The sequence below is a fragment of the Stenotrophomonas sp. CFBP 13724 genome, from assembly GCF_014841975.1.
GTDB lineage: Bacteria > Pseudomonadota > Gammaproteobacteria > Xanthomonadales > Xanthomonadaceae > Stenotrophomonas > Stenotrophomonas lacuserhaii.
Window position 1 is genome coordinate 1,728,911 of record NZ_JACYUW010000001.1, and the last position, 18,929, is coordinate 1,747,839.

Annotated in this window: 18 protein-coding genes and 1 tRNA gene; 9 read left to right on the forward strand and 10 right to left on the reverse strand. The window is 65.7% G+C overall.

The genetic code is table 11. The annotated features are described in order from the left end of the window. Positions 1 to 54: 54 nt before the first annotated feature. From IFT63_RS07555 to IFT63_RS07575, 5 genes are read right to left on the reverse strand one after another with little or no spacing between them, the layout of a single operon-like run. Positions 55 to 753 (reverse strand): AraC family transcriptional regulator, encoded by a 699-nt coding sequence (locus IFT63_RS07555; RefSeq protein WP_192083715.1) that lies wholly within the window; start codon positions 751 to 753, stop codon positions 55 to 57. A gap of 46 nt (positions 754 to 799) precedes the next feature. Then, positions 800 to 1,912 (reverse strand): hybrid sensor histidine kinase/response regulator, encoded by a 1,113-nt coding sequence (locus IFT63_RS07560; RefSeq protein WP_042612516.1) that lies wholly within the window; start codon positions 1,910 to 1,912, stop codon positions 800 to 802. Then, positions 1,909 to 2,478, reverse strand: coding sequence for a chemotaxis protein CheB (locus tag IFT63_RS07565; RefSeq protein ID WP_042612515.1), 570 nt, complete (start codon positions 2,476 to 2,478; stop codon positions 1,909 to 1,911). Before IFT63_RS07565 ends, IFT63_RS07560 begins: the two co-directional genes overlap by 4 nt. Continuing rightward, positions 2,478 to 3,302 carry a protein-glutamate O-methyltransferase CheR gene (locus IFT63_RS07570; protein ID WP_192083716.1) on the reverse strand — a complete coding sequence of 275 codons (825 nt, stop codon included), beginning with the start codon at positions 3,300 to 3,302 and terminating at the stop codon, positions 2,478 to 2,480. Before IFT63_RS07570 ends, IFT63_RS07565 begins: the two co-directional genes overlap by 1 nt. Then, complete coding sequence (locus IFT63_RS07575) at positions 3,299 to 6,442, reverse strand: response regulator (RefSeq protein WP_192083717.1); 3,144 nt, start codon at positions 6,440 to 6,442, stop codon at positions 3,299 to 3,301. Before IFT63_RS07575 ends, IFT63_RS07570 begins: the two co-directional genes overlap by 4 nt. A gap of 195 nt (positions 6,443 to 6,637) precedes the next feature. Between IFT63_RS07575 and IFT63_RS07580 the strand changes: the two genes are divergently transcribed. Together IFT63_RS07580 and IFT63_RS07585 are read left to right on the forward strand one after the other, a co-directional pair. Then, entirely contained in the window at positions 6,638 to 7,744 is a 1,107-nt protein-coding gene (locus IFT63_RS07580) for an ATP-binding protein (protein ID WP_197974235.1), read from the forward strand. Next, complete coding sequence (locus IFT63_RS07585; RefSeq protein ID WP_042612511.1) at positions 7,737 to 8,093, forward strand: response regulator; 357 nt, start codon at positions 7,737 to 7,739, stop codon at positions 8,091 to 8,093. The genes IFT63_RS07580 and IFT63_RS07585 overlap by 8 nt, the downstream gene beginning before the upstream one ends. 14 nt (positions 8,094 to 8,107) lie before the next feature. On the opposite strand, the gene IFT63_RS07590 is transcribed toward IFT63_RS07585, so the two are convergent. After that, the gene (locus IFT63_RS07590; protein WP_192083719.1) at positions 8,108 to 8,773 is read right to left on the reverse strand and encodes a MarC family protein; all 666 of its coding nucleotides are present in this window, start codon (positions 8,771 to 8,773) and stop codon (positions 8,108 to 8,110) included. A gap of 291 nt (positions 8,774 to 9,064) precedes the next feature. Between IFT63_RS07590 and IFT63_RS07595 the strand changes: the two genes are divergently transcribed. Further along, positions 9,065 to 10,300, forward strand: a complete 1,236-nt coding sequence (locus IFT63_RS07595) for a GAF domain-containing sensor histidine kinase (RefSeq protein WP_192083720.1) — start codon at positions 9,065 to 9,067, stop codon at positions 10,298 to 10,300. Between the two features lie 32 nt (positions 10,301 to 10,332). Here IFT63_RS07595 and IFT63_RS07600 read toward each other — a convergent pair whose 3' ends face one another. The 3 genes from IFT63_RS07600 to IFT63_RS07610 form a co-directional block, all read right to left on the reverse strand. Then, the gene (locus IFT63_RS07600) at positions 10,333 to 11,361 is read right to left on the reverse strand and encodes a TraB/GumN family protein (protein WP_192083721.1); all 1,029 of its coding nucleotides are present in this window, start codon (positions 11,359 to 11,361) and stop codon (positions 10,333 to 10,335) included. Between the two features lie 187 nt (positions 11,362 to 11,548). Continuing rightward, entirely contained in the window at positions 11,549 to 11,863 is a 315-nt protein-coding gene (locus tag IFT63_RS07605; protein ID WP_192083722.1) for a hypothetical protein, read from the reverse strand. Between the two features lie 414 nt (positions 11,864 to 12,277). Then, positions 12,278 to 12,354 (reverse strand) — tRNA-Arg (locus IFT63_RS07610). 119 nt (positions 12,355 to 12,473) lie between these two features. On the opposite strand from IFT63_RS07610, the gene IFT63_RS07615 reads away from it, so the two are divergent. The 6 genes from IFT63_RS07615 (at position 12,474) to IFT63_RS07640 (ending at position 18,391) form a co-directional block, all read left to right on the forward strand. Further along, positions 12,474 to 13,106, forward strand: a complete 633-nt coding sequence (locus IFT63_RS07615) for a phosphatase PAP2 family protein (RefSeq protein ID WP_192083723.1) — start codon at positions 12,474 to 12,476, stop codon at positions 13,104 to 13,106. Between the two features lie 94 nt (positions 13,107 to 13,200). Beyond that, entirely contained in the window at positions 13,201 to 13,527 is a 327-nt protein-coding gene (locus IFT63_RS07620; protein WP_192083724.1) for a hypothetical protein, read from the forward strand. An 82-nt stretch (positions 13,528 to 13,609) separates the two neighbouring features. Next, entirely contained in the window at positions 13,610 to 14,719 is a 1,110-nt protein-coding gene (locus IFT63_RS07625; protein ID WP_192083725.1) for a polysaccharide biosynthesis/export family protein, read from the forward strand. 1 nt (position 14,720) lies between these two features. Continuing rightward, a complete protein-coding gene (locus IFT63_RS07630; protein ID WP_249404357.1) occupies positions 14,721 to 15,410 on the forward strand; it encodes a YjbF family lipoprotein in 690 nt (229 codons plus the stop codon). A gap of 3 nt (positions 15,411 to 15,413) precedes the next feature. Further along, positions 15,414 to 16,181: a capsule biosynthesis GfcC family protein gene (locus IFT63_RS07635; protein WP_192083726.1), complete on the forward strand. Its 768-nt coding sequence runs from the start codon at positions 15,414 to 15,416 to the stop codon at positions 16,179 to 16,181. After that, complete coding sequence (locus tag IFT63_RS07640) at positions 16,181 to 18,391, forward strand: YjbH domain-containing protein (RefSeq protein WP_192083727.1); 2,211 nt, start codon at positions 16,181 to 16,183, stop codon at positions 18,389 to 18,391. The genes IFT63_RS07635 and IFT63_RS07640 overlap by 1 nt, the downstream gene beginning before the upstream one ends. Before the next feature lie 48 nt (positions 18,392 to 18,439). Here the strand turns inward: IFT63_RS07640 and IFT63_RS07645 are convergent, their stop codons facing one another. Beyond that, on the reverse strand, positions 18,440 to 18,874 hold the full coding sequence (locus IFT63_RS07645) for a low molecular weight phosphotyrosine protein phosphatase (protein ID WP_192083728.1): 435 nt from the start codon (positions 18,872 to 18,874) through the stop codon (positions 18,440 to 18,442). Positions 18,875 to 18,929: the final 55 nt, after the last annotated feature.

The window sequence follows — 18,929 nt, forward strand, 5'->3', positions numbered from 1 at the left end:
CAGCTGACAGGCGCGAAGTCTAGTGCGCTCCGGCGACGCGCGTCTTGACCCGGCCTACGATGGCTGGCTTCGCCACATCGCCGGGGTCCGCCCGGTCTCGCGGCGCAGTGCACGGGTCAGCGCGCTCTGCTCAGAGTAACCGGCCAGCTGGGCGACCGTGCTGATCGGCAGTTGGGTGCTGCGCAGTAGATGACGGGCCCAGCGCAACCGCAGCGCACTCAGCCAGGCCTGCGGCGGCAGCCCCAGTTCGCGCAGGAAGCGGGCGTGCAGATGACTGGTACTGAGCCCTGCCAACTGCGCCATGCGCTCCACCGGCCAAGCTTCGGCGGGGGCGGCCTGCATGCGCGCGCACAGGGCCTGCAGGCGTGCACCGCTGCCATCGGGCGCGAACGCCTGCAGCAGCAGCGGCAGCAAGTCCTCGCCGCGGCTCCCGGCCGGCAGCGCCTGCAACGATGCGCGCAGTGCCTGTGGCAGCGACAACCAGCGCTGCCCGCGCAGGTGTTCCAGGGTGGGGCCATCGAACCAGGACGCGTCGCAGTCGATGATCAGGTGCTGGTTGACGCCCCGCCCGACCTGGTCATGGGATTCGCCGGGTGCCACGAAGACGCCCTGCAGGGCATCCAGCCGCGCACCGTGTCCGTCCAGTTCGAACTGCAGTTCGCCATGCAGCGGCAACACCCACTGCGCGTAATCGTGGCGATCGCCACCGCAGGCGTCGCCATAACTGCGGACATGGAAGCGCGGCGCGTTCATACCAGCAGTCTGCCGCCGCCATCGCGGCCGCGCAATGCCGGCCGGGTCAGGCCCGGCGCGGCAAATGGGCTTCGAACACCACGTCCTGCGCTTCATTGCGTGCCTGCAGCTTTCCGCCGTGTGCGCGTACGAACTGGTCGGCGATGAACAGCCCCAGGCCCAGCCCCTTGCTGGCATGGAAGCTGGCCTTGAAGGGCTCGAACAGACGCGGCAGCAGGCTTTCACCGATCTGCCCGCGGTTGCGCACGCGCAGCACCACCTGGGCGGGGTCCTCGCCATCCACATGCACCTGGATGGGCGCCTGCCCGCCGTGCAGCAATGCGTTGCCGATCAGGTTGGAGGCCACCTGGGCCAGCCGGTCCGGGTCGCCCTGCATGCGCGCATCACCCAGCGCGACCACTTCGATCGCAGCAGTGGCATTGCCCTGCTCCACTTCCTGCACCACCGCATCGATCACGGTGGCCGCATTGCACGGGGTGCGCTCCAGGCGCAGCCCGCCGGAGCGGATGCGCGAGAAATCGAGCAGCTGGTCGACCATGCGCGCCATCCGCAGCGTGCTGGCTTCCAGGTGGTGCAGGGTCTGCTGCGCGCTGGCATCGGCCGGAATGTCCAGCGACAGTTTGTCTGCACACAGCAGGATCGCCGACAGCGGCGTGCGCAGGTCGTGCGTCAGCACCGCCATCATGGTTTCGTTGAGCGTCAGCGCGCGCTCCAGCGCTTCGTTGCGCGACTTCAACAGGCGCTTCTGCTGGTAGAGCTCGATGAACACGCCGAGCTTGCCGAGGATGATCTGCGGCTCGATCGGCTTGTGCAGGAAGTCCACCGCACCGCTTTCATAGCCCTTGAAGGCGCGCACCGGATCCTGCGGCGAAGCGGTCAGGAAGATGATCGGCACGTCGCGGCTGCGCGCCGAACCGCGCATCAGTTCGGCCAGCGCGAAGCCATCCATCTCCGGCATCTGCACATCCAGCAGGGCCAGCGCCACTTCGTGTTCAAGCAGCAGTTCCAGCGCCTCGTTGCCGGAGCCCGCGCAGAGGATGCGCAGGCCATCACGGCGCAACAGCGCTTCCATCGCCACCAGGTTCTGCGGCACGTCATCGACGATCAGTATGTTGACCGGCGCCGCGTCTTCCACAGGCGCAGGAGCAAGCAGGTTCATTTCAATTCCTTCAGGCATTCGCATAGTTCATCCAGCGTGAGCACCGCATCGGCACCCGCACGCTGCAGGGCCGAGGCAGGCATCATCGGCGCCTCGGCATCTTCGGGACATTGCAGCCAGGCTTGGCCACCGGCCTGGCGCACGGCAGCCACGCCTTCGCTGCCATCGCTGCTGGCCCCGGTCAGCAGGATCGCCAGTACATCAGCGCCAAACACCGCCGCGGCCGATTCGAACAACGGGTCGATGGCCGGGCGTGAGAACAGCACGGCCTCATCCAGAGACAGCGCGATGGAGCCCTCGTCTTCGACCAGCATGTGGTAGTCCGGCGGCGCGAAGGTCACCGTGCCCACCTCCAGCGGCTGCTTGTCCTCGGCCTCGCGCACCCGCAGCGCCGAGCCCGGATCGAGCAGTTCGGCGATGCGGCTGGGCCGGTCACGCGGTATGTGCAGCACTACCAGCGCCGGGCACGGCAGCGCCGCCGGCAACGCACCCAGCACGCGCTGCAGCGCCGAAACGCCGCCTGCCGAGGCACCGATCACCAACAGGCGCGGGACCGGACCGTCCATCAGGCCGCCTTCCGGTACAGGCGCTGTTCGCGCGCAGCGGCTTCAAAGGCATTGCCGTGCTCGCCGAACTGCAGCGATTCCTTGCTGCCCAGGCCCAGGAATCCACGATGGACCAGGGCTTCGCGGAACAGGCCGACGGCGCGGTCCTGCAGCGGCCGGTTGAAGTAGATCAGCACGTTGCGGCAGGACACCAGGTGCACTTCGGAGAACACGGTATCGGTGGCCAGACTGTGGTCGGCGAATACCACGTTGCGACGCAGCCGACGATCGAACACCGCCCCGTCGTAGCCGGTGGTGTAGTAGTCCGACAGCGACCCCTGGCCGCCCGCCTGCAGGTAGTTGCGGCTGAACTGGGCGATGCGGTCGATGCCGTAGGTGCCCGATTCGGCCGCTGCCAGCGCGGCCGGATTGATGTCGGTGGCGTAGATGATGCTCCGGTCCAGCAGCCCCTCTTCCTGCAGCAGGATCGCCAACGACCAGACTTCCTCGCCGGTGCTGCAGCCGGCCACCCACAGCTTGATCGACGGATAGGTCTTCAGCACCGGCACGGCGTGCTCGCGCAGCGCCAGGAAGTAGGACGGGTCACGGAACATCTCCGACACCTGCACGGTGAAGAACTGCATGGCCTGGGTGAACAGTTCGGGCTCGTGCAGCAACCGGTGCTGCAGGTCCGACAGGCGTGCGCAGTCGTAACGCTGCATCGCCTGGTGCATCCGACGCCGTAGCGAAGACACCGCATAATTGCGGAAATCGTAGTGGTAGCGCTGGTAGATCGCCTCCACCAGGACCTTCAGCTCCAGGTCGAACAGCTCCTGCTCGTTCATTGCCGCGAACACCATACCCGGCACAGCGACACCAGCTTGTCGACATCGATGGGCTTGGCGATGTAATCGTTGGCGCCGGCCTGCAGGCAACGCTCGCGGTCGTCGGGCATGGCCTTGGCGGTCAGCGCGATGATCGGCAGGTCCTTGTGCTGGCGCTGGCTGCGGATCTCACGCATCGCGGTCAGGCCGTCCATCTCCGGCATCATGATGTCCATCAACACCAGGTCCACTTCCATGCTGGCCAGGCGATCGACGGCTTCGCGACCGTTGCGGGCGATTTCGAGTTTCACCCCCAGCGGCTCGAGCACGCTGGACAGGGCGAAGATGTTGCGCACATCGTCTTCGGCCAGCAGCACGGTGCGCCCATCCAGCACCGAATCGCGGCGCCGCGCTTCGCGCAGCAGGCGCTGCTGGTCGCTGGGCAGGTTGGCTTCCACGCTGTGCAGGAACAGGGTGACTTCATCGAGCAGGCGCTCGGGCGACCGTGCGCCCTTGATGATGATGCTCTTGGAATAGCGGCGCAGGCGCTGTTCTTCTTCGCGGCCCAGCGCGCGGCCGGTATAGACGATCACCGGCGGGAAGCTGACGTCCTCGCTGCCGGCCATGAACTCCAGCAGGTCGTAACCGCTGCCATCGGGCAGCGCCAGGTCGGTCACCATGCAGTCGAAGGTCGCGCTGCTGAGCTGTTGCACCGCCTCGGCGAGGGTGCCCACGGCAGTGATTTCCAGCTGTTCCCGGCCCAGCAGCAGTTCCAGGTTGCCGCGCAGTTCGGTGTCATCTTCGACGATCAGCAGGCGGCGCACGTCGCGCTGGCTGGTTTTTTCCAGGTGCTGGATCGCCTCGACCAATCGCTCACGGGTGGCCGGCTTGATCACGTAACCGATGGCGCCCAGCTCCATCGCCAGCTGGCTGCGCTCCATGCCCGATACCACGTGCACGGGGATGTGGCGGGTCAGCGGATCACGCTTCAGGCGTTCGAGCACGCTCAGGCCGGACACATCGGGCAGGCCGATGTCCAGCAGCACGCCGCTGGGGCGCAGCTCGCGCGCCAGCGACAAGGCTTCCTCAGCGGTGGTGGCCACCACGCAGTCGAAATCGAGTTCGCGTGCCAGCGCGACCAGCGCTTCGGCGAACGCGGCATCATCTTCCACTGCCAGGATCAGGCGCTCGCTGCGCTGGGCGCTGGCGCCATGGGCCACGGCCGTCTTCCAGGCGCCCAACGATGGCGCAACCGCTTCGCTGCGCACCGCCGGCGAGCCGGCATTGGACCCTGCGCGAGCCGGGGACGGTGACGCTGCCGAGGCGACCACCGGCTGCGGCGCATGCGCGCTGCCCAGCGTGGCCGGCGCGTCGGGCTGTTCCGGCGCCCCGCTCAATGGAAGTTCCACGCTGAAGGTGCTGCCGCGGCCCGGCTCGCTGTCCACGCGGATGTCACCGCCCATCCGGGTGGCCAGGTCGCGCGAAATCGACAGCCCCAGGCCGGTGCCACCGTAGCGGCGGCGGGTGCTGCCATCTGCCTGGCGGAAGGCCTCGAAGATGGCGTCCAGCTGTTCGGCGGCAATGCCGATGCCGCTGTCGCGCACCACGAAACGCACGCGATCGCGCCCGGCGGCCTGCACCTGCAGACTGACCGTGCCGTGTTCGGTGAACTTCACTGCGTTGGCCAGCAGGTTCTTCAGGATCTGCTGCAGGCGCTGACTGTCGGCGGTGAACTGGCTGGGCGCACCGGCGTCGGCGACGATCTCCAGCGCCAGGCCTTTCTCCCGCGCCAGCGGCTCGAAGGTCTCGCGCAGGCGCTGCAGGGCGCCTTCGACGACGACGATCTCATCGGCCAGTTCCACGTGACCGGCCTCGATGCGGGCCAGGTCCAGGATGTCGTTGATCAGTGCCAGCAGGTCGTTGTTAGACGACAGGATGGCCTGCGCGTACTTGACCTGCTCGTCGCTGAGCGTGCCATCGCGATTGTCCGACAGCAGCTTGGCCAGGATCAGCGAGCTGTTGAGCGGGGTGCGCAGCTCGTGCGACATGTTGGCCAGGAACTCGGACTTGTAGCGCGAAGCAGCAGACAGCTCATTGGAATTGCGCACCAGCTGCGCCTGGGCCACCAGCAGGGCCTGCTTCTGGCCTTCCAGCTCATGCGTGCGCTCTTCCAGCTGCACGTTGGTCTGCTCCATCTCGGCCTGCTGCTGCTCCAGATTGGTCTGCGAATGCAGCAGGCTGCGGCTCTGTTCTTCCAGCTCTTCGTTGGCCACCCGTAGCTCTTCCTGCTGGGCCTGCAGCTCTTCGCTCTGGCGCTGGGATTCTTCCAGCAGTTCGGCCAGCCGCGCGCGCAACACCGCCGCGCGCAGCGCGATGCCGATGGTGTCGGCGCAGCGCTGCAGCAGCTCACGGTCCAGCTGCGGCGCACGGCCCGCGCGGATGCGGCCCAGTTCCACCACGCCCACGATCTGGTCATCGCTGAAGATCGGCGCCAGCACGCGTTCGCGCAACGGGGTGCTGCCCAGGCTGCTGCTGATCTGCAGCACGCTGCCTTCGCCTTCCTGCAGGTGGCGCACCTTGCCTTCGCGGATCACCTCGCCCAGCTGCCCTTCGTTCAGGCCCAGCGACTGCGGGACGGTGGCCGGCAGGGCAACGCCGCCGGTCAGCAACAGCTGATGGTTCTCGATGCGGTACATCACCGCGGTCTGCGCTTTCAGCTGCTCGGCCAGGGTGGTCATCGCCGCCTCGGCGATTTTTTCCGGCCCCAGGTCGCCGCGCAGGCTCATCGCCACGACGTTTTCGCTCTCCTGCAGCCACAGCGCCTCGGCCGCTTCGCGGCGCGCCTGGATTGCGCGGTTGACGATCAATCCGATCATCAGGAAGGCGAATCCGCCAATGCTGCGGTTGACGTATGAGAAAGCTGAATTGGTACTCGCCGGCGCGATGTTGTAGCCGACCGCCAGGAACACACAGGCAGCCACGGCGACCACCAGCGGCAGCCCGGCGTGGCGCTGGAACACCGTCACGCCAATCGCCAGGAAGTACGCCAGCCAGACCGCATACCCAAGTGGGACAACCAGTTCAAGCGCAGCGGTTGCCGCTAGCAGGGCGGCGGACAGGCCCCATATCCAGGGGTCACGCGTACTTGAAGCTGACGTCATGGGTGGAGATCCCGACACAAAGAAGTGCGATGTTAACTGAATGCCCGTCGTTTCCGGCACGACTTTCGGCACGTGACCGCGTACACAATTCCTTCACACTGTCGCTTCTAGCGTCACCGGCCTCAGGGGTTTCAGCGCAGTCCCGTGGTAAACGCCGTCTCCAAGCTCACCGCTCAGACAGATACGTCCAGACAGTTGACGCTCCTTATCGAGAGCGTCACTGACCATGCCCTGTACCTGATGGATCCGGACGGCGTGGTGTGCACCTGGAATCCCGGCGCGCAGCGGATCAAGGGCTACAGCGCCGAGGAAGTGATCGGCACCCATTTCAGCCGTTTCCACTGCCCCGCCGACCGCGATGCCGGCGAGCCCGAGCGCTCGCTGTCCATCGCTGCCAGCGAAGGCCGCTACGCAGGTGAGGGCTGGCGGGTGCGCAGTGACGGGAGCCGTTTCCGCGCCAGCGTAGTCATCGAACCGGTGTATGAAGGCGAGCACCTCGTCGGCTTCGTCAAGGTGACCCGCGATATCACCGAAAGCTACCAGGCGCAGGTGCTGCTGCGTGATGCGCAGCGGGCGCTCGCCAGCACCCAGCAGTTCGAAAAAGTGAGCCAGCTCAGCCGCGGGCTGGCGCACGAGTTCAACAACCTGCTGACCACCATCCACAATGCGCTGGACCTGATCGCGCTGCGCTGCGCTTCGGATGAAACCACCGAACGCCTGATCAGCAATGCGCAGGCCGCGGCCGACCGTGGCGCGCTGCTGACCCGGCAGCTGCTTGCCTTCGGTGCCGGCCAGACGCTGGTGCGCGAACGGGTCACCACCGCGAACTGGCTGCAGCCGGCGATGGCGGCGCTCCAGCAGCGCTGCCTGGCTCATCATTCGCTCAGCCTGCAGCTGCGCAGCGACCTGCCGGACGTGCTGCTGGATCCCGGGCAACTGGAGGCGGCGCTGTCCAACCTGGTCGGCAACGCCTGCGATGCCATGCCGGAGGGCGGTCGTATCTGTATCATCGGGGACATCGAGCGTCGCCTGGATCCCCAGGCCGACACGCCCACGTACCGGAATTTCGTCGCCATCCGCGTTCAGGATGAGGGCCACGGCATGGCGCCAGACGTCGCCGCCCGGGCCAGCGAGCCATTTTTCACGACCAAGGACATCGGCAAGGGCAGCGGTCTGGGCCTGAGCCAGGTGTTCGGTTTCATCACCCAATGCGGCGGTTTCGTCGATGTGTCCAGCACCGAAGGTGGTGGCACGACGGTCAGCCTGCTGCTGCCTGCCCTGGAGGTTCCTGCCAATGACTGATTCCATCCGCGTACTCATGGTCGAAGACCAGGAAGACCTGCGCGACATGATCGGCCTGGCCCTGCAGGACATGGGCATCAACGTCGATACCACCGCCGATGGCCACGAAGCGCTGGCAATGATGGCTGGCGAGCATCAATACGATGTGGTGTTCAGCGATGTCAGCATGCCCAACGGGATGTCCGGGATCGAGCTCAGCGAACACGTCGCCCGTACCCAGCCGGGCGCGCGGATGATCCTGTCCTCCGGCTATGCGCGTTCGCAGCTGCCACCGTTGCCGGGGCATGTGGAGTTCCTGCCCAAGCCGTATCGGCTGCGGCAGCTGGTGGAGCTGCTGACCGCACGTTGAGCGGCCGCTTGCTTTCAATGGGCTGCGCTCAGGTCCAGCCAGCCCGACCACACCAGCTGGATGCCGATGCACAACAGCACGAAGGCAACCAGTTGCTGCATCACCACCGCGCCTGAGGGGCCCAGGCGGGTGACCACCACGATCGAGTTGCGCAGGATCAGGTAGATCACCACTGCCACCATCAGCGCCCCGCCGACCGCGACGATCGCGCCGGAAAGAAAATGCAGCGGATTCATCGATTCGCCGTGCGCGCCCAAGGTGATGCAGGCGGAAATCACACCCGGGCCGGTGGTCAGCGGGAACGTCAGCGGATAGAAACTGCGTTGCATCAACTGATTGTCGGCAATGCCAGCCGCCTCGGTCTCCTGCACCGTCGGTGAGGTATCCGGGCGCGGCGCCAGCATGCGCCAGGCACTGGCCGCCACCAGCAGGCCGCCACCGAAACGCACGACCGCCAGCGAAATGCCGAAGATGGTCAGCACGTAGGTGCCGACCAGCATCGAACCGATGATCACCCACGCCACGTTCATCCCGATCTGGCGCGCCAGCACGCGCGCCAGGGCGTGCTTGTTGCCAACGGTGGAGACGAATATCGAGGCGATGCTCAGCGGATTGATGATCGGCAGAAGGGTTACCGGGACCAGCGCCATTTCTTTCAACAGCGCGATCATGTATTCCATGGCAAAACTCCATGCCAACGGGGCGTCAGCTGTTGCGGCGCAAGCGTGCAGCCTTGGACGCACCCAGCCCATCAGACGCGACTGATTCTCCAGTCGGCAGAACGTGACTCCACTATCCATTTCCGGCTTGCCGCTGATCGTTGTTGCGTTCGGGATCTGGAGCGCTACGTAAACCCGGCCAAGCGCATGAACGGTTAAGGATTCAGGGCGACGCCAGAGAACGGGATACGAATGGCAATGTCACAATCGACCCATCGCGACCGACGTTCGGCCCAGTGTTCCTGAAACGGCATGCCCCGCCCTATGCATGACAGATCCACCAAGGAAGGTCCCCTGCCCTCGTTCCACTCCTGCCTGGAACTTGCCTGTGCCGTAAGCGGCATGCGTGTGGCGCTGATCGGCGAGGTCGGTGAGCAGCAATGGCGCGCCGTGCACGCACTGGACCGCGCTGGGCTCGGCATCTCCGCCGGCCTTCGGCTGGATCTGATCAACACCTTCTGCCGCGACGTGACCGCGACCGGGGAAGCGATCTGGTTCGGCGATTGCCGCCAGGACCAGAAGCGCTGCGACAGTCCAATCCCGGCCCTGCATGGCTTCCGCAGCTACATCTCGGTGCCGGTGGTACTGGCCGATGGGCGGGTGTTCGGCACGCTGTGCACGCTGGATCCCGAGCCCCGCGTGATCACCGATGAAATCGTGCACGCCATGCGTGCGCTGGGGGCGGTGGTGGCCGAGCAGATCGGCGCGGCCGAAGCGCACGACTCCGGTGACCAGCACGACGGCGACAAGCGGGATCGGAACGCGTCGCCCGAAAGCCGCCTGCAAGCCTCCGAAGTACTCAACAGCGCGCTGCGCCAGGAAGGAAAGGAGCGCGAGGAGTTCATCGCCGTGCTGGCCCATGACCTGCGCAATCCGCTGCAGGCGATCCGGGTCACCTCAGACCTGCTGTCCTTGTCGGCCACCAGCGAGGCGCAGCAGAGCCTGCTGCGGCACCTGGACGACAGCGCGGACCGGATGGCGGAACTGATCGATGTGACGCTGGATTTCGCACGCGGCCGGCTGGGCTCGGGCATCGCCCTGCGTGTGCGGCCCTGGCGTGATCTGTCTGCGCTGCTGGCCAACGCCGCCGAGCAGGCACTGGCCCCCTACCCCGGTTGTCCGTTGATCGTTGAACTGGCGCTGCCCGAGGTGGTGACCTGCGATGCGGACCGCCTCTCGCAACTGGTCAGCAACCTGCTGATCAACGCGGCCATCCACGGTCGCAAGGGCCGTCCGATCGTACTGCGCGGCCACGCCGACGACACCGCGCTGGTGCTGGAAGTGCGCAACGAAGGGGTGATTGCCGAGGCGTCGATGAAGACCCTGTTCGAGCCCTTCCACCGCACCGGCGACCAGCGGCTGGATTCCGGCCTGGGCCTGGGGCTTTACATCGCTTCGCAGATCGCCGTTTCGCATGGTGGCGCACTGACAGTGCAGTCCGGCGAGGCTATCGGCACGACATTCACCCTGCGCATGCCGCTGCGCTGAGCACTACGCGCGTCAGTGCCAGCGCCAGCAGGTCACTCCGGCGGCGGCTCGATCTCGTAGCCACGGGCGCGCAACGCACCCAGGTAATCCTCCGGGCCCAGCAGCAGGCTGACCGGTACCGTGGAGAACGTGCTGGCATGCTGGGCCAGCGCCTTGTCGGCCAGGCCCACCCACTGCGTGCGCGCCTGCTGCGGCAAGTCGTTCCAACCGCGGCTGCGCGCGAAAGCCGAATCCTGCACCACGTCCCGGCAGGTGCGCGCCATGGACATCACGGCCAGCCGGCGCAGGGCCCGGATATCCCCCGATGCCCATGCGTTGGCACGCTCGCGCAGCACCGGGGCCTGGAATTCCACGGTATCCAATGTGCGTTCGAAGCAGGCACGGTCGTCCACCTCGGTACCCTGCAATTCCTTCAGGGCGCCCCGCGCATCGGCAATGGGAAGCTTCACCCGCGCCTCTTCCGGCTGCAGCTTGTTGGCCTTGTAGGCACGTTCAAGGGCTTCGGTCACCTGCCCGCTGTCGCGCAGGCCCTGGCGCTTGAGGAAGGCCATGTACAACTCGCCCGAAGCGATCATCGGGCGCTTCTTCTCCACCCCGCCATCGCGGCCAAGATAGGTGGCCTTCAGGCCCAGCCAGCGCGCGTAGGTTTCCGGCGCCACGATCTGCTGCAGGGTGCGCCCCTGCGGATCCTTGGCGGTTTTCATCGCCAGCGGTAGCAGGGTAAGGCCGCGCAGCAGGCCGAGCTTGACGTCCGGTGTCCAGCCAGGCGGACCGAGCACGTGGTCGGAGGTGGCAATGACCTGCTGCACCTGGTCCGAACGCCAGGTCACGCCGGCCGGCAACGGCGCCACCGTACCCAGCAGCCACAACACGTGACCCTGCGCGTTGCTCACCTTCCACAGCCCCGGGCCGGGCTGCTCGCCGGTGACCCGGACGGCCGCCATGTCGACCACCGGTCCTTGTGCCGTCACGGCCTGCGCGGCGGCGGCGAGAGGTGCCAGCAGCAGCGCGGCAAGGGTGATGCCGCAGCTGATCCCTTGCCGGTTACGTCGGTGCTGCATGGCCAATCCCCTGAGTGATCGCGCACTGTATCCAGTGCTTCTTCCTGCTGTGTAAAACGTTCGTTGGCGCGGGATGGCGCTGGAGCCGCGGGCGGCCGGGCGCTACGGGAGGGCATTCGCCTGCATATCGGGCTGCGGGCCCCGCGCCCCGTCAGTCGGCCACTTCCAATCGGCCACTTCCCGTCGGCTACTTCCTGCGGTCAAACCGCAAAAGGGCCTTGAAGCCTTGTCCAGTGCGCTCAGTCGGCCTTGTAGGCGCAGCGGCATCATCGACCGCGCCGCCGGGGCAATGCGGCGTACACCCTTCTACTCCGTTGCAATCGGGGCAAACGTTGTCCATGCAGGGTTCTTCGGCCACCCCTCGGAACAGGGCGGCAACAGCCAGCATCGCTGCTCTCACCGTTCTGACGATGACGGCCGTGAAAGTCAACAAGGCAGCGAACAGCAAACTGAAGACAGCCAGCGCGATGCCGAAGGACAGGATGCCGCCGATGATGCTCATGCCCTGACCGTATCACTGCGATACGCCCGCATCTGGCGTGGGTCCGTTCCCGTTATTCCACCAACCCCGATAGTTCGCACACCCAGTGTCGGCTGTCGGGACGGGGGAATGACGGCAACGTCGGCCATCGCGTCGCCTACGCAGGCGGGGATGCTGCATTCTGGCTGCCCATGAAAGCCAGGCAACGAAGGCCGAGGTTGATCAGGTCAACGGAATCCGCCCCTTCGATATCGGAATCGATATCGGAAACGGTCAGTGCAGGGGCGGAGATGCGGAGCAGAAACGTGCGGGTTGCGACAACATCAGAATGCGTGCCGCCGGCGACCATGAGTCTCTGTGCCAACTGTGCCAGAGGCGATCCGAAACAATGAGAAACGTGGCATTCACGACCACCCCGGCGCAACACTTTGATTCTGGTGACCCCGGCCCGATTCGAACGGGCGACCTTCCCCTTAGGAGGGGGACGCTCTATCCAGCTGAGCTACGGGGCCAGATCGAGGGTGTGAAGGATACAGCCTGAGCGCACGCAGGACTACTACGTAAGGGCTACGGTCAGCTGGGCGGTGCAACTGCGCCGTATTCTGTCCCACCCCACCCGGTGCCTCCCTGCATGCCGTCCACGTGGCACCTCCTTTCAATCCTGGGCGACAGCCGTTTACTCGTACCGGCGGCGCTGGTCCTGATTGTCATGGGCTGGCATCGCGCCAGCCGCTGGCACCTTCGATGGACGGTCACGCTCTGCGTGATCGGCGCCATGGTATTGGCCTCCAAGCTGGCCTTCCTCGGTTGGGGCATCGGCTCCGCGCGCCTGGACTTCACCGGCATCAGCGGCCACGCGGCCGTGTCTGCTTCCATCTGGCCCGTGCTGCTCGCGCTGTGCATGCCAAGGCGTGGCGCGTACTGGGTCGCAGTGGCCGGCTTGCTGCTGGCAGCGGCCATTGCTTACTCGCGCTTGCCGCTGAACGCGCATTCCTGGTCGGAAGTGGCGAGCGGATGGCTGCTGGGCGCGATCGGCTCGGCATGGACCTTGCGGCGACTTGACGCAACCGCCCCCGCATCGCCCAGATGGGTTGCCGCCGCGCTCATCGCAGGCGCGTTCATGCCGGCCGCCTTTCCTCAGGCGACCACGCACGAGGCCGTAGTGCATCTGGCCACCGCACTGTCAGGCGCGAAGAAGGCCTACGTACGAAGCGCGTTGCATGAGAAGTCCGTCACATTGCAACGTAAAATGCTGACGCCATAGGCCTTTCATGTCGTGATTACCTTGACAGCCATCCCGCATGCCCTGACCATAGGGGTGTTCAAATCCCCCCAGACGGAGTAGGAGACCCCGTTTTATGAAGAAGATCTTTGCAGTACTGGCCCTCGTCGGCCTGTCTTCCCCCGTCCTGGCTCAGGATGCACAGGTTGAGCAGTCCTCGACCACCACCAGCGCGGAAGTTGCAGGCGCAGAAGCCGGCGGCTACTCGACGGTCGCCATTGCCAGCACCGTGGTGGCAGCGATTGCAACGGGTGCAGTCCTCTACAGCATCGGCGGCGACAGCTCCAGCGGTGAGAATGACGCAGGCGGCGGCGGTGGCGGTGGTGGCGGCGACGGCGGTGGTGGCACCGGCGGCACGGGTGGCACCGGCGGCACTGGCGGTACCGGTGGCACTGGCGGCTGATCTGCAGCCCGCTTGAATCCCAGCCCTCGCCGGGCAATGCTTGGCGAGGGTTTTTTTTGCCTGCTGGAAACCACATAGATCCATGAAAACCAAGCTCTCCTGCTTTGCTGTCGCCCTCCTTGCGTCCGCTACTCTCTCCGGCTGCCTGCTGGCCCCCGGGCAGCACCTGCGGCAGAGCGATGTATCGCGCTCGCAGCGCAGCGACGACGGCCGCCTGGAAATGGTCACGATCACGCCGAAGCTGATCGCCATGGACCGCGCAACGCAGGCCGAGCAGGTACTGCCGGCCGATCTGTTCGACTACCAGCCGCAGGACTATCGCGTCGGGGTGGGTGACGTTCTGTATGTCACCGTTTGGGATCACCCGGAATTGACGGTGCCGGCGGGCTCGCAGCAGCAGGGCAATCTTGCCGGGCGCCTGGTGCAGAGTGATGGGTCGTTCTTCTATCCCTACATCGGCAAGGTGGTTGCCCGCGACAGGACGCCCGTGCAATTGCGCGAGGAAATCACCCAGCGCCTGGCCAAGTACATCGAGTCACCGCAGGTTGACGTGTCGGTGCTCAACTACGGCAGCCAGCGCATCTGGGTTACCGGTGCCGCTGAACGCTCCACGCCGATCTCACTGGGCACCTCCCCGCTGACACTTGCCGATGCGATCAGCCAAGGCGGCCTCAATCCCACCCAGGCCGACCTGTCCGGTGTGCGTCTCAGCCGCGCAGGGGTCACCTATACGATCAATCTGGAAACACTGGCCAACCAATACGGCGGCCGCCAGCTGTACCTGAAGGACGGCGACTCGATCTTCGTGCCTTACCTGGACCGCAAGGAGATCTTCGTTGTTGGCGAAGTGAACCTTCCGGGTGCGTACAGCTTCCGCACCGGCGACGTGTCGCTCAACCAGGCCTTGGGCCGGGCACGTGGCTTGACCCAGGCCACTGCCAACGGCAACGCCGTGTACGTGATCCGTGGTTCGCATGACCTGATCGCCGAACCGTCGATGGTCTACCAGCTCGAGGCACGTTCGCCGACCGCCTTCGCCGTGGGCAGCCAGTTCATGCTGCAGCCGGGCGACGTCGTGTTCATCGGTGCAGCCGGCGTGACCCGTTGGAACCGCTTCGTCAACCAGCTGCTGCCGTTCACCAGCATCCTGTACACGGCCGCGCGGACGGAAAACGAAGTCGGAAGCAACTGACATGATGGCCCGTAAGGCCTCGCAGCGCGCTGCCTCCCGCAGCTGGCGCGCCATCCGACCGCTTGTCGCCGGATCTGCGCTGGTACTCGCGCTGGCCGCCTGTACATCGGCCAGCCGCTCCACCAGCGATTCGTTCCGGCTGCTTTTCAACCGTGATGTTGAAGCCACACCCGCGCAGGTCGCCGCCAACCGCTATCCGCAGATCCAGCTGCGCGCCCCGGACATGAGCGCGGTCATGGTGCTCGGCTATGTCGATGATGGGCAGCAGGTCTGGTACGCAGGAAGGGAAGCGGTATTCCAGCTGGATCGCGATGGCCTGGTCACAGGAACGTCGGGTAACGGAAGGCGGATAAGCAACCGCATCGTCGGCGATTCGCCGTTCCACGACCTCGCGAAGGTCACCACGCCGGTGAAGGTGCAGCGCCAGTACGATGCCACCCCCGCCTATGCGGTGTCGGTGCCGGTCACCGGAACGCTCACCCGCCACGGCACGGACAAAGTGGAAATCCTCGGCAGGCAGATGCAACTGGTGCGTTTCGAAGAACAGCTGCAAGGCGGGGGCATTGGTGCCACCAACCTGTACTGGGCGGATGCAACGACCGGTTTCATCTGGAAGAGCCGCCAGCACCTCGCGCCCGGCTACGCGGTGGAACTCACCCAGCTCAAACCCTACCGCACGGCGCAGGACTGAATGATGATGTTTCGCAGTGCGGCGACGCTGATACTCCTGGCCTGCTCTTCTTCGCTGTGGGCCGCATTACCGGACTCCGGTGTGTCCGAAGTCAGCGTGCAGGGCGCGGTCGAGGTGCCCGGTGCCGTCCAGGTGCAGGCGGGTGGGCGCATCTCCGATGTGCTTAACGCAGTGCGCCCCAGCACCGCGGCCTACCTGCTCGGCAGCAGCCTGCAGCGCGAACAGGAAAGGCAGGACCAGCTGCGCCAGCGCGCCGGCCTGCTGCATACGCTGAGTCAGTTGCCGCAGCATGAAAACCTTGATGTACGGGCAGCAGGCGAACTACTGCAGGTGTGGCTGGAAGCACATCCGGCAACCGGCCGCGTGCGGTTGGTGCTGGATCGCCGCCTGATGCAGGTGCAGCCGCACAACAATCCCGTCGCCGGGCAGGGGGACAGCATCATCATCCCGCTGCGCCCGCAGACCGTGCACGTCGTCGGCGCCGTGATCCAGCCCTGCACGCTGCCCCACCAGCCGATGCAGGACGCAAAGGCCTATCTGGCGCACTGCCCTGTTTCCGATGCCGCAGATCCGGACACGCTGTACGTGGTGCAGCCGGACGGGCTGGTGCAGGCCTTGGGCATCGCGGCGTGGAACCGTGCCGATGCGCAGCCAGTGGCCGCCGGCGGCACGATCTACGTGCCGGTACGCGAGTCGGCGATGAAGCACATCGACACCTCCTTCAACGAAGACTTTGCTTCGTTCATCGCCACGCAACCTGTCGATCCTTGATGACCGTTTCCGCAAAACCCCTGCCCGCCCGTGGCCCCGCCACCCTCGCCGTGAGCCTGCTGGCGATGTGCCTGTCCACCGCGCTTCACGCGCAGCAGGCACCACCGGTCACCGCAAGCGAATGGGGCGGCAGCGGGTTGCTGCAGACCCCCACCGCGCGCATGAACACCGCGGGCGACATTGCCTTCACCGCGTCGCACAACTCCCCCTACAGCCGCTACAACGTCACGTTGCAGCCGTTCAGCTGGCTCGAAGGAACGTTCCGCTACATCAACGTGTCCAATATCCGTTATGGTCCGAACATTGCCGGCGACCAGAACTACAAGGACAAGTCGATCGATTTCAAGCTGCGTCTGTGGCAGGAATCGCGCTGGATGCCCGACGTATCGTTCGGCGTGCGCGACATCGGCGGCACCGGCTTCTTCTCCAGTGAATACCTCGTGGCCAGCAAGAACTTCGGCCCCGTCGACGCCTCGCTGGGCCTGGCGACCGGCTACCTGGGCAACCGTGGCGACTTCTCCAACCCGCTGGGCATCATCGATGACCGGTTCAAGGACCGTCGTCCGATCGCCACCAGCGCCATTGCCCAGGCCGGCAAGTTCGGCGTCAGCAACATGTTCCGCGGCCCGGTTGGCATCTTTGGTGGTCTTACCTACCAGACGCCCTGGGACGCCTTGCTGGTGAAAGTGGAATACGACGGCAACGACTACAAGCGGGAACCGCGCAACAACAACCTGACCCAGCGCACGCCGATCAATGTCGGCCTCGTCTACGTTCCCAACCGCAATGTGGAACTGACGGCGGCGTGGGAGCGCGGCGACGCGGCGATGTTCTCGCTTACGCTGCGCGGCAATCCCGGGGGCGCCTCCCCGGCGCCCAAGCCGTTTGATCCACCGCCGATCAAGCCGAGCGCAGCTGCCGCGCAGCGCGCCGAGGCCGCTCAGCAGGCCCCTGCCCTCGCGTTGGGCGCCGACAGGCCTGAAACCGGCGCTTCCGGTGGGGTGGAGCCCGACTGGGCCACCGTTTCATCGCAGCTCCGCGACAACGCCGGCTTCCGCGTGGACCAGATTTCCCGCCGAGGCGGCGAACTGTTCGTCGACGGCTACCAGGTGCGCTACTTCAGCCCGGCCAAGGGCCTCGGTCGGGCAGGCCGGACCCTGTCCAGTACGACGGGCGACGATTACGATTGGTACACCCTGCGCACCACCCGACTGGGTATGCCGATCGTGGACATGTCGGTCAAGCGTGATGCGCTGCTGGGCAACCTGGACGGCACGGTCGAGGACGATGTCCTGCGGCGCAGTACCGATCTGCAGGCACCTGCCGAAGTGGACCGCGAGGTGCTCTACCGCGCCCCGCACAGCCCGTACGGCGGCGGCTTCAGCCTGGGTTACCGGCAGAATCTCGGCGGCCCGGACGGCTTCATCCTGTACCAGGTCGCGGCCAACTACTCGGGCAGCTTCTTCTTCCGCCCCGACATGTGGCTGACCGGGACGGTGAGCGCGGACCTGTTGAACAACTACGACAAGTTCAAGTACAACGCGCCCAGCCGGCTGCCGCGCGTGCGTACCGACCTGCGTCGCTACATGGTCGACAATGACGTGACCCTGCCCAACCTGCAGCTCAACGTCGCCCACCGCTTTGGACGCGACGTTTACGGCATGGCGTACGCCGGCTACCTGGAATGGATGTATGCCGGCGTCGGCGGTGAGCTGCTGTACCGCCCGATGGACCAGCCCTGGGCTGTCGGGGTGAACATCAACCGCGTGCAGCAGCGCGACTTCGACCAGCACTGGGGCCTGCGCGATTACCGCATGACCACCGGCCATGCAATGCTGTACTACGCCTTTGATGCACGCGAACGCATCGTCGGCTCGATGTCGGTCGGCCGCTACCTGGCCGGCGACTATGGCGCCACGGTGAACATCGCGCGCGTGTTCGACAACGGCGTGACCATGGGCGCGTATGCGACCAAGACCGATGTGTCGGCCGCGGACTTCGGCGAAGGCAGCTTCGACAAGGGGCTCTACTTCAGCATCCCGTTCGACCACGTCCTGCCCCGCTCCACCCGCGCGCGTGCGGCGATCAACTGGAATCCGCTGATCCGCGACGGTGGCGCGATGCTGTCACGCAAATACTCGCTGTATAACGTGACCGGCGAGCGCGACGAGCGTTTCTTCTATGACAACCTGAAGTCGATCACCGACTGACCGGCGACGTGCCGACCAGGGTCGGCACTGCCGCGGCACACCCCCGCGCTACAGGTACTTGACCCAGCTCTGCACCCCTTCGGCCATCAGCTTGTACACATGCTCGAAGGCTGCGCGCTGCTGGCGATATGGATCGGGAATTTCACGGTCCTGCTGCCACTTGCCCAGCAGGAAGGTCTTTCCCGAGGCTTCCGGTGCGATCTCGGTGATGCGGCGGACGTGCTTGCGCTCCATCGTCAATACCAGATCGGCCTGCCCGAGGATGCTGCCACTGATCTGCCGGCCTCGATGGCTGCTGCCATCCAACCCGTGCTCGAGCAGCAATGCCTGTGCGGTTGGGTCGACGCCATGGTCGACCAGCGCCCCCAAGCCTGCAGAAGACACCTCGATCCCCTTGCCGGCCACCAGTCCGCGCAGCATGACCTCCGCCGAAGGGCTGCGGCAGATGTTTCCCACGCACACGAAAAGAATATTCTTGAACACAACCGGTTCCTGTCGCCATCAACGCACAGGGTAGCGCAGCGACCGGCCAGGATGC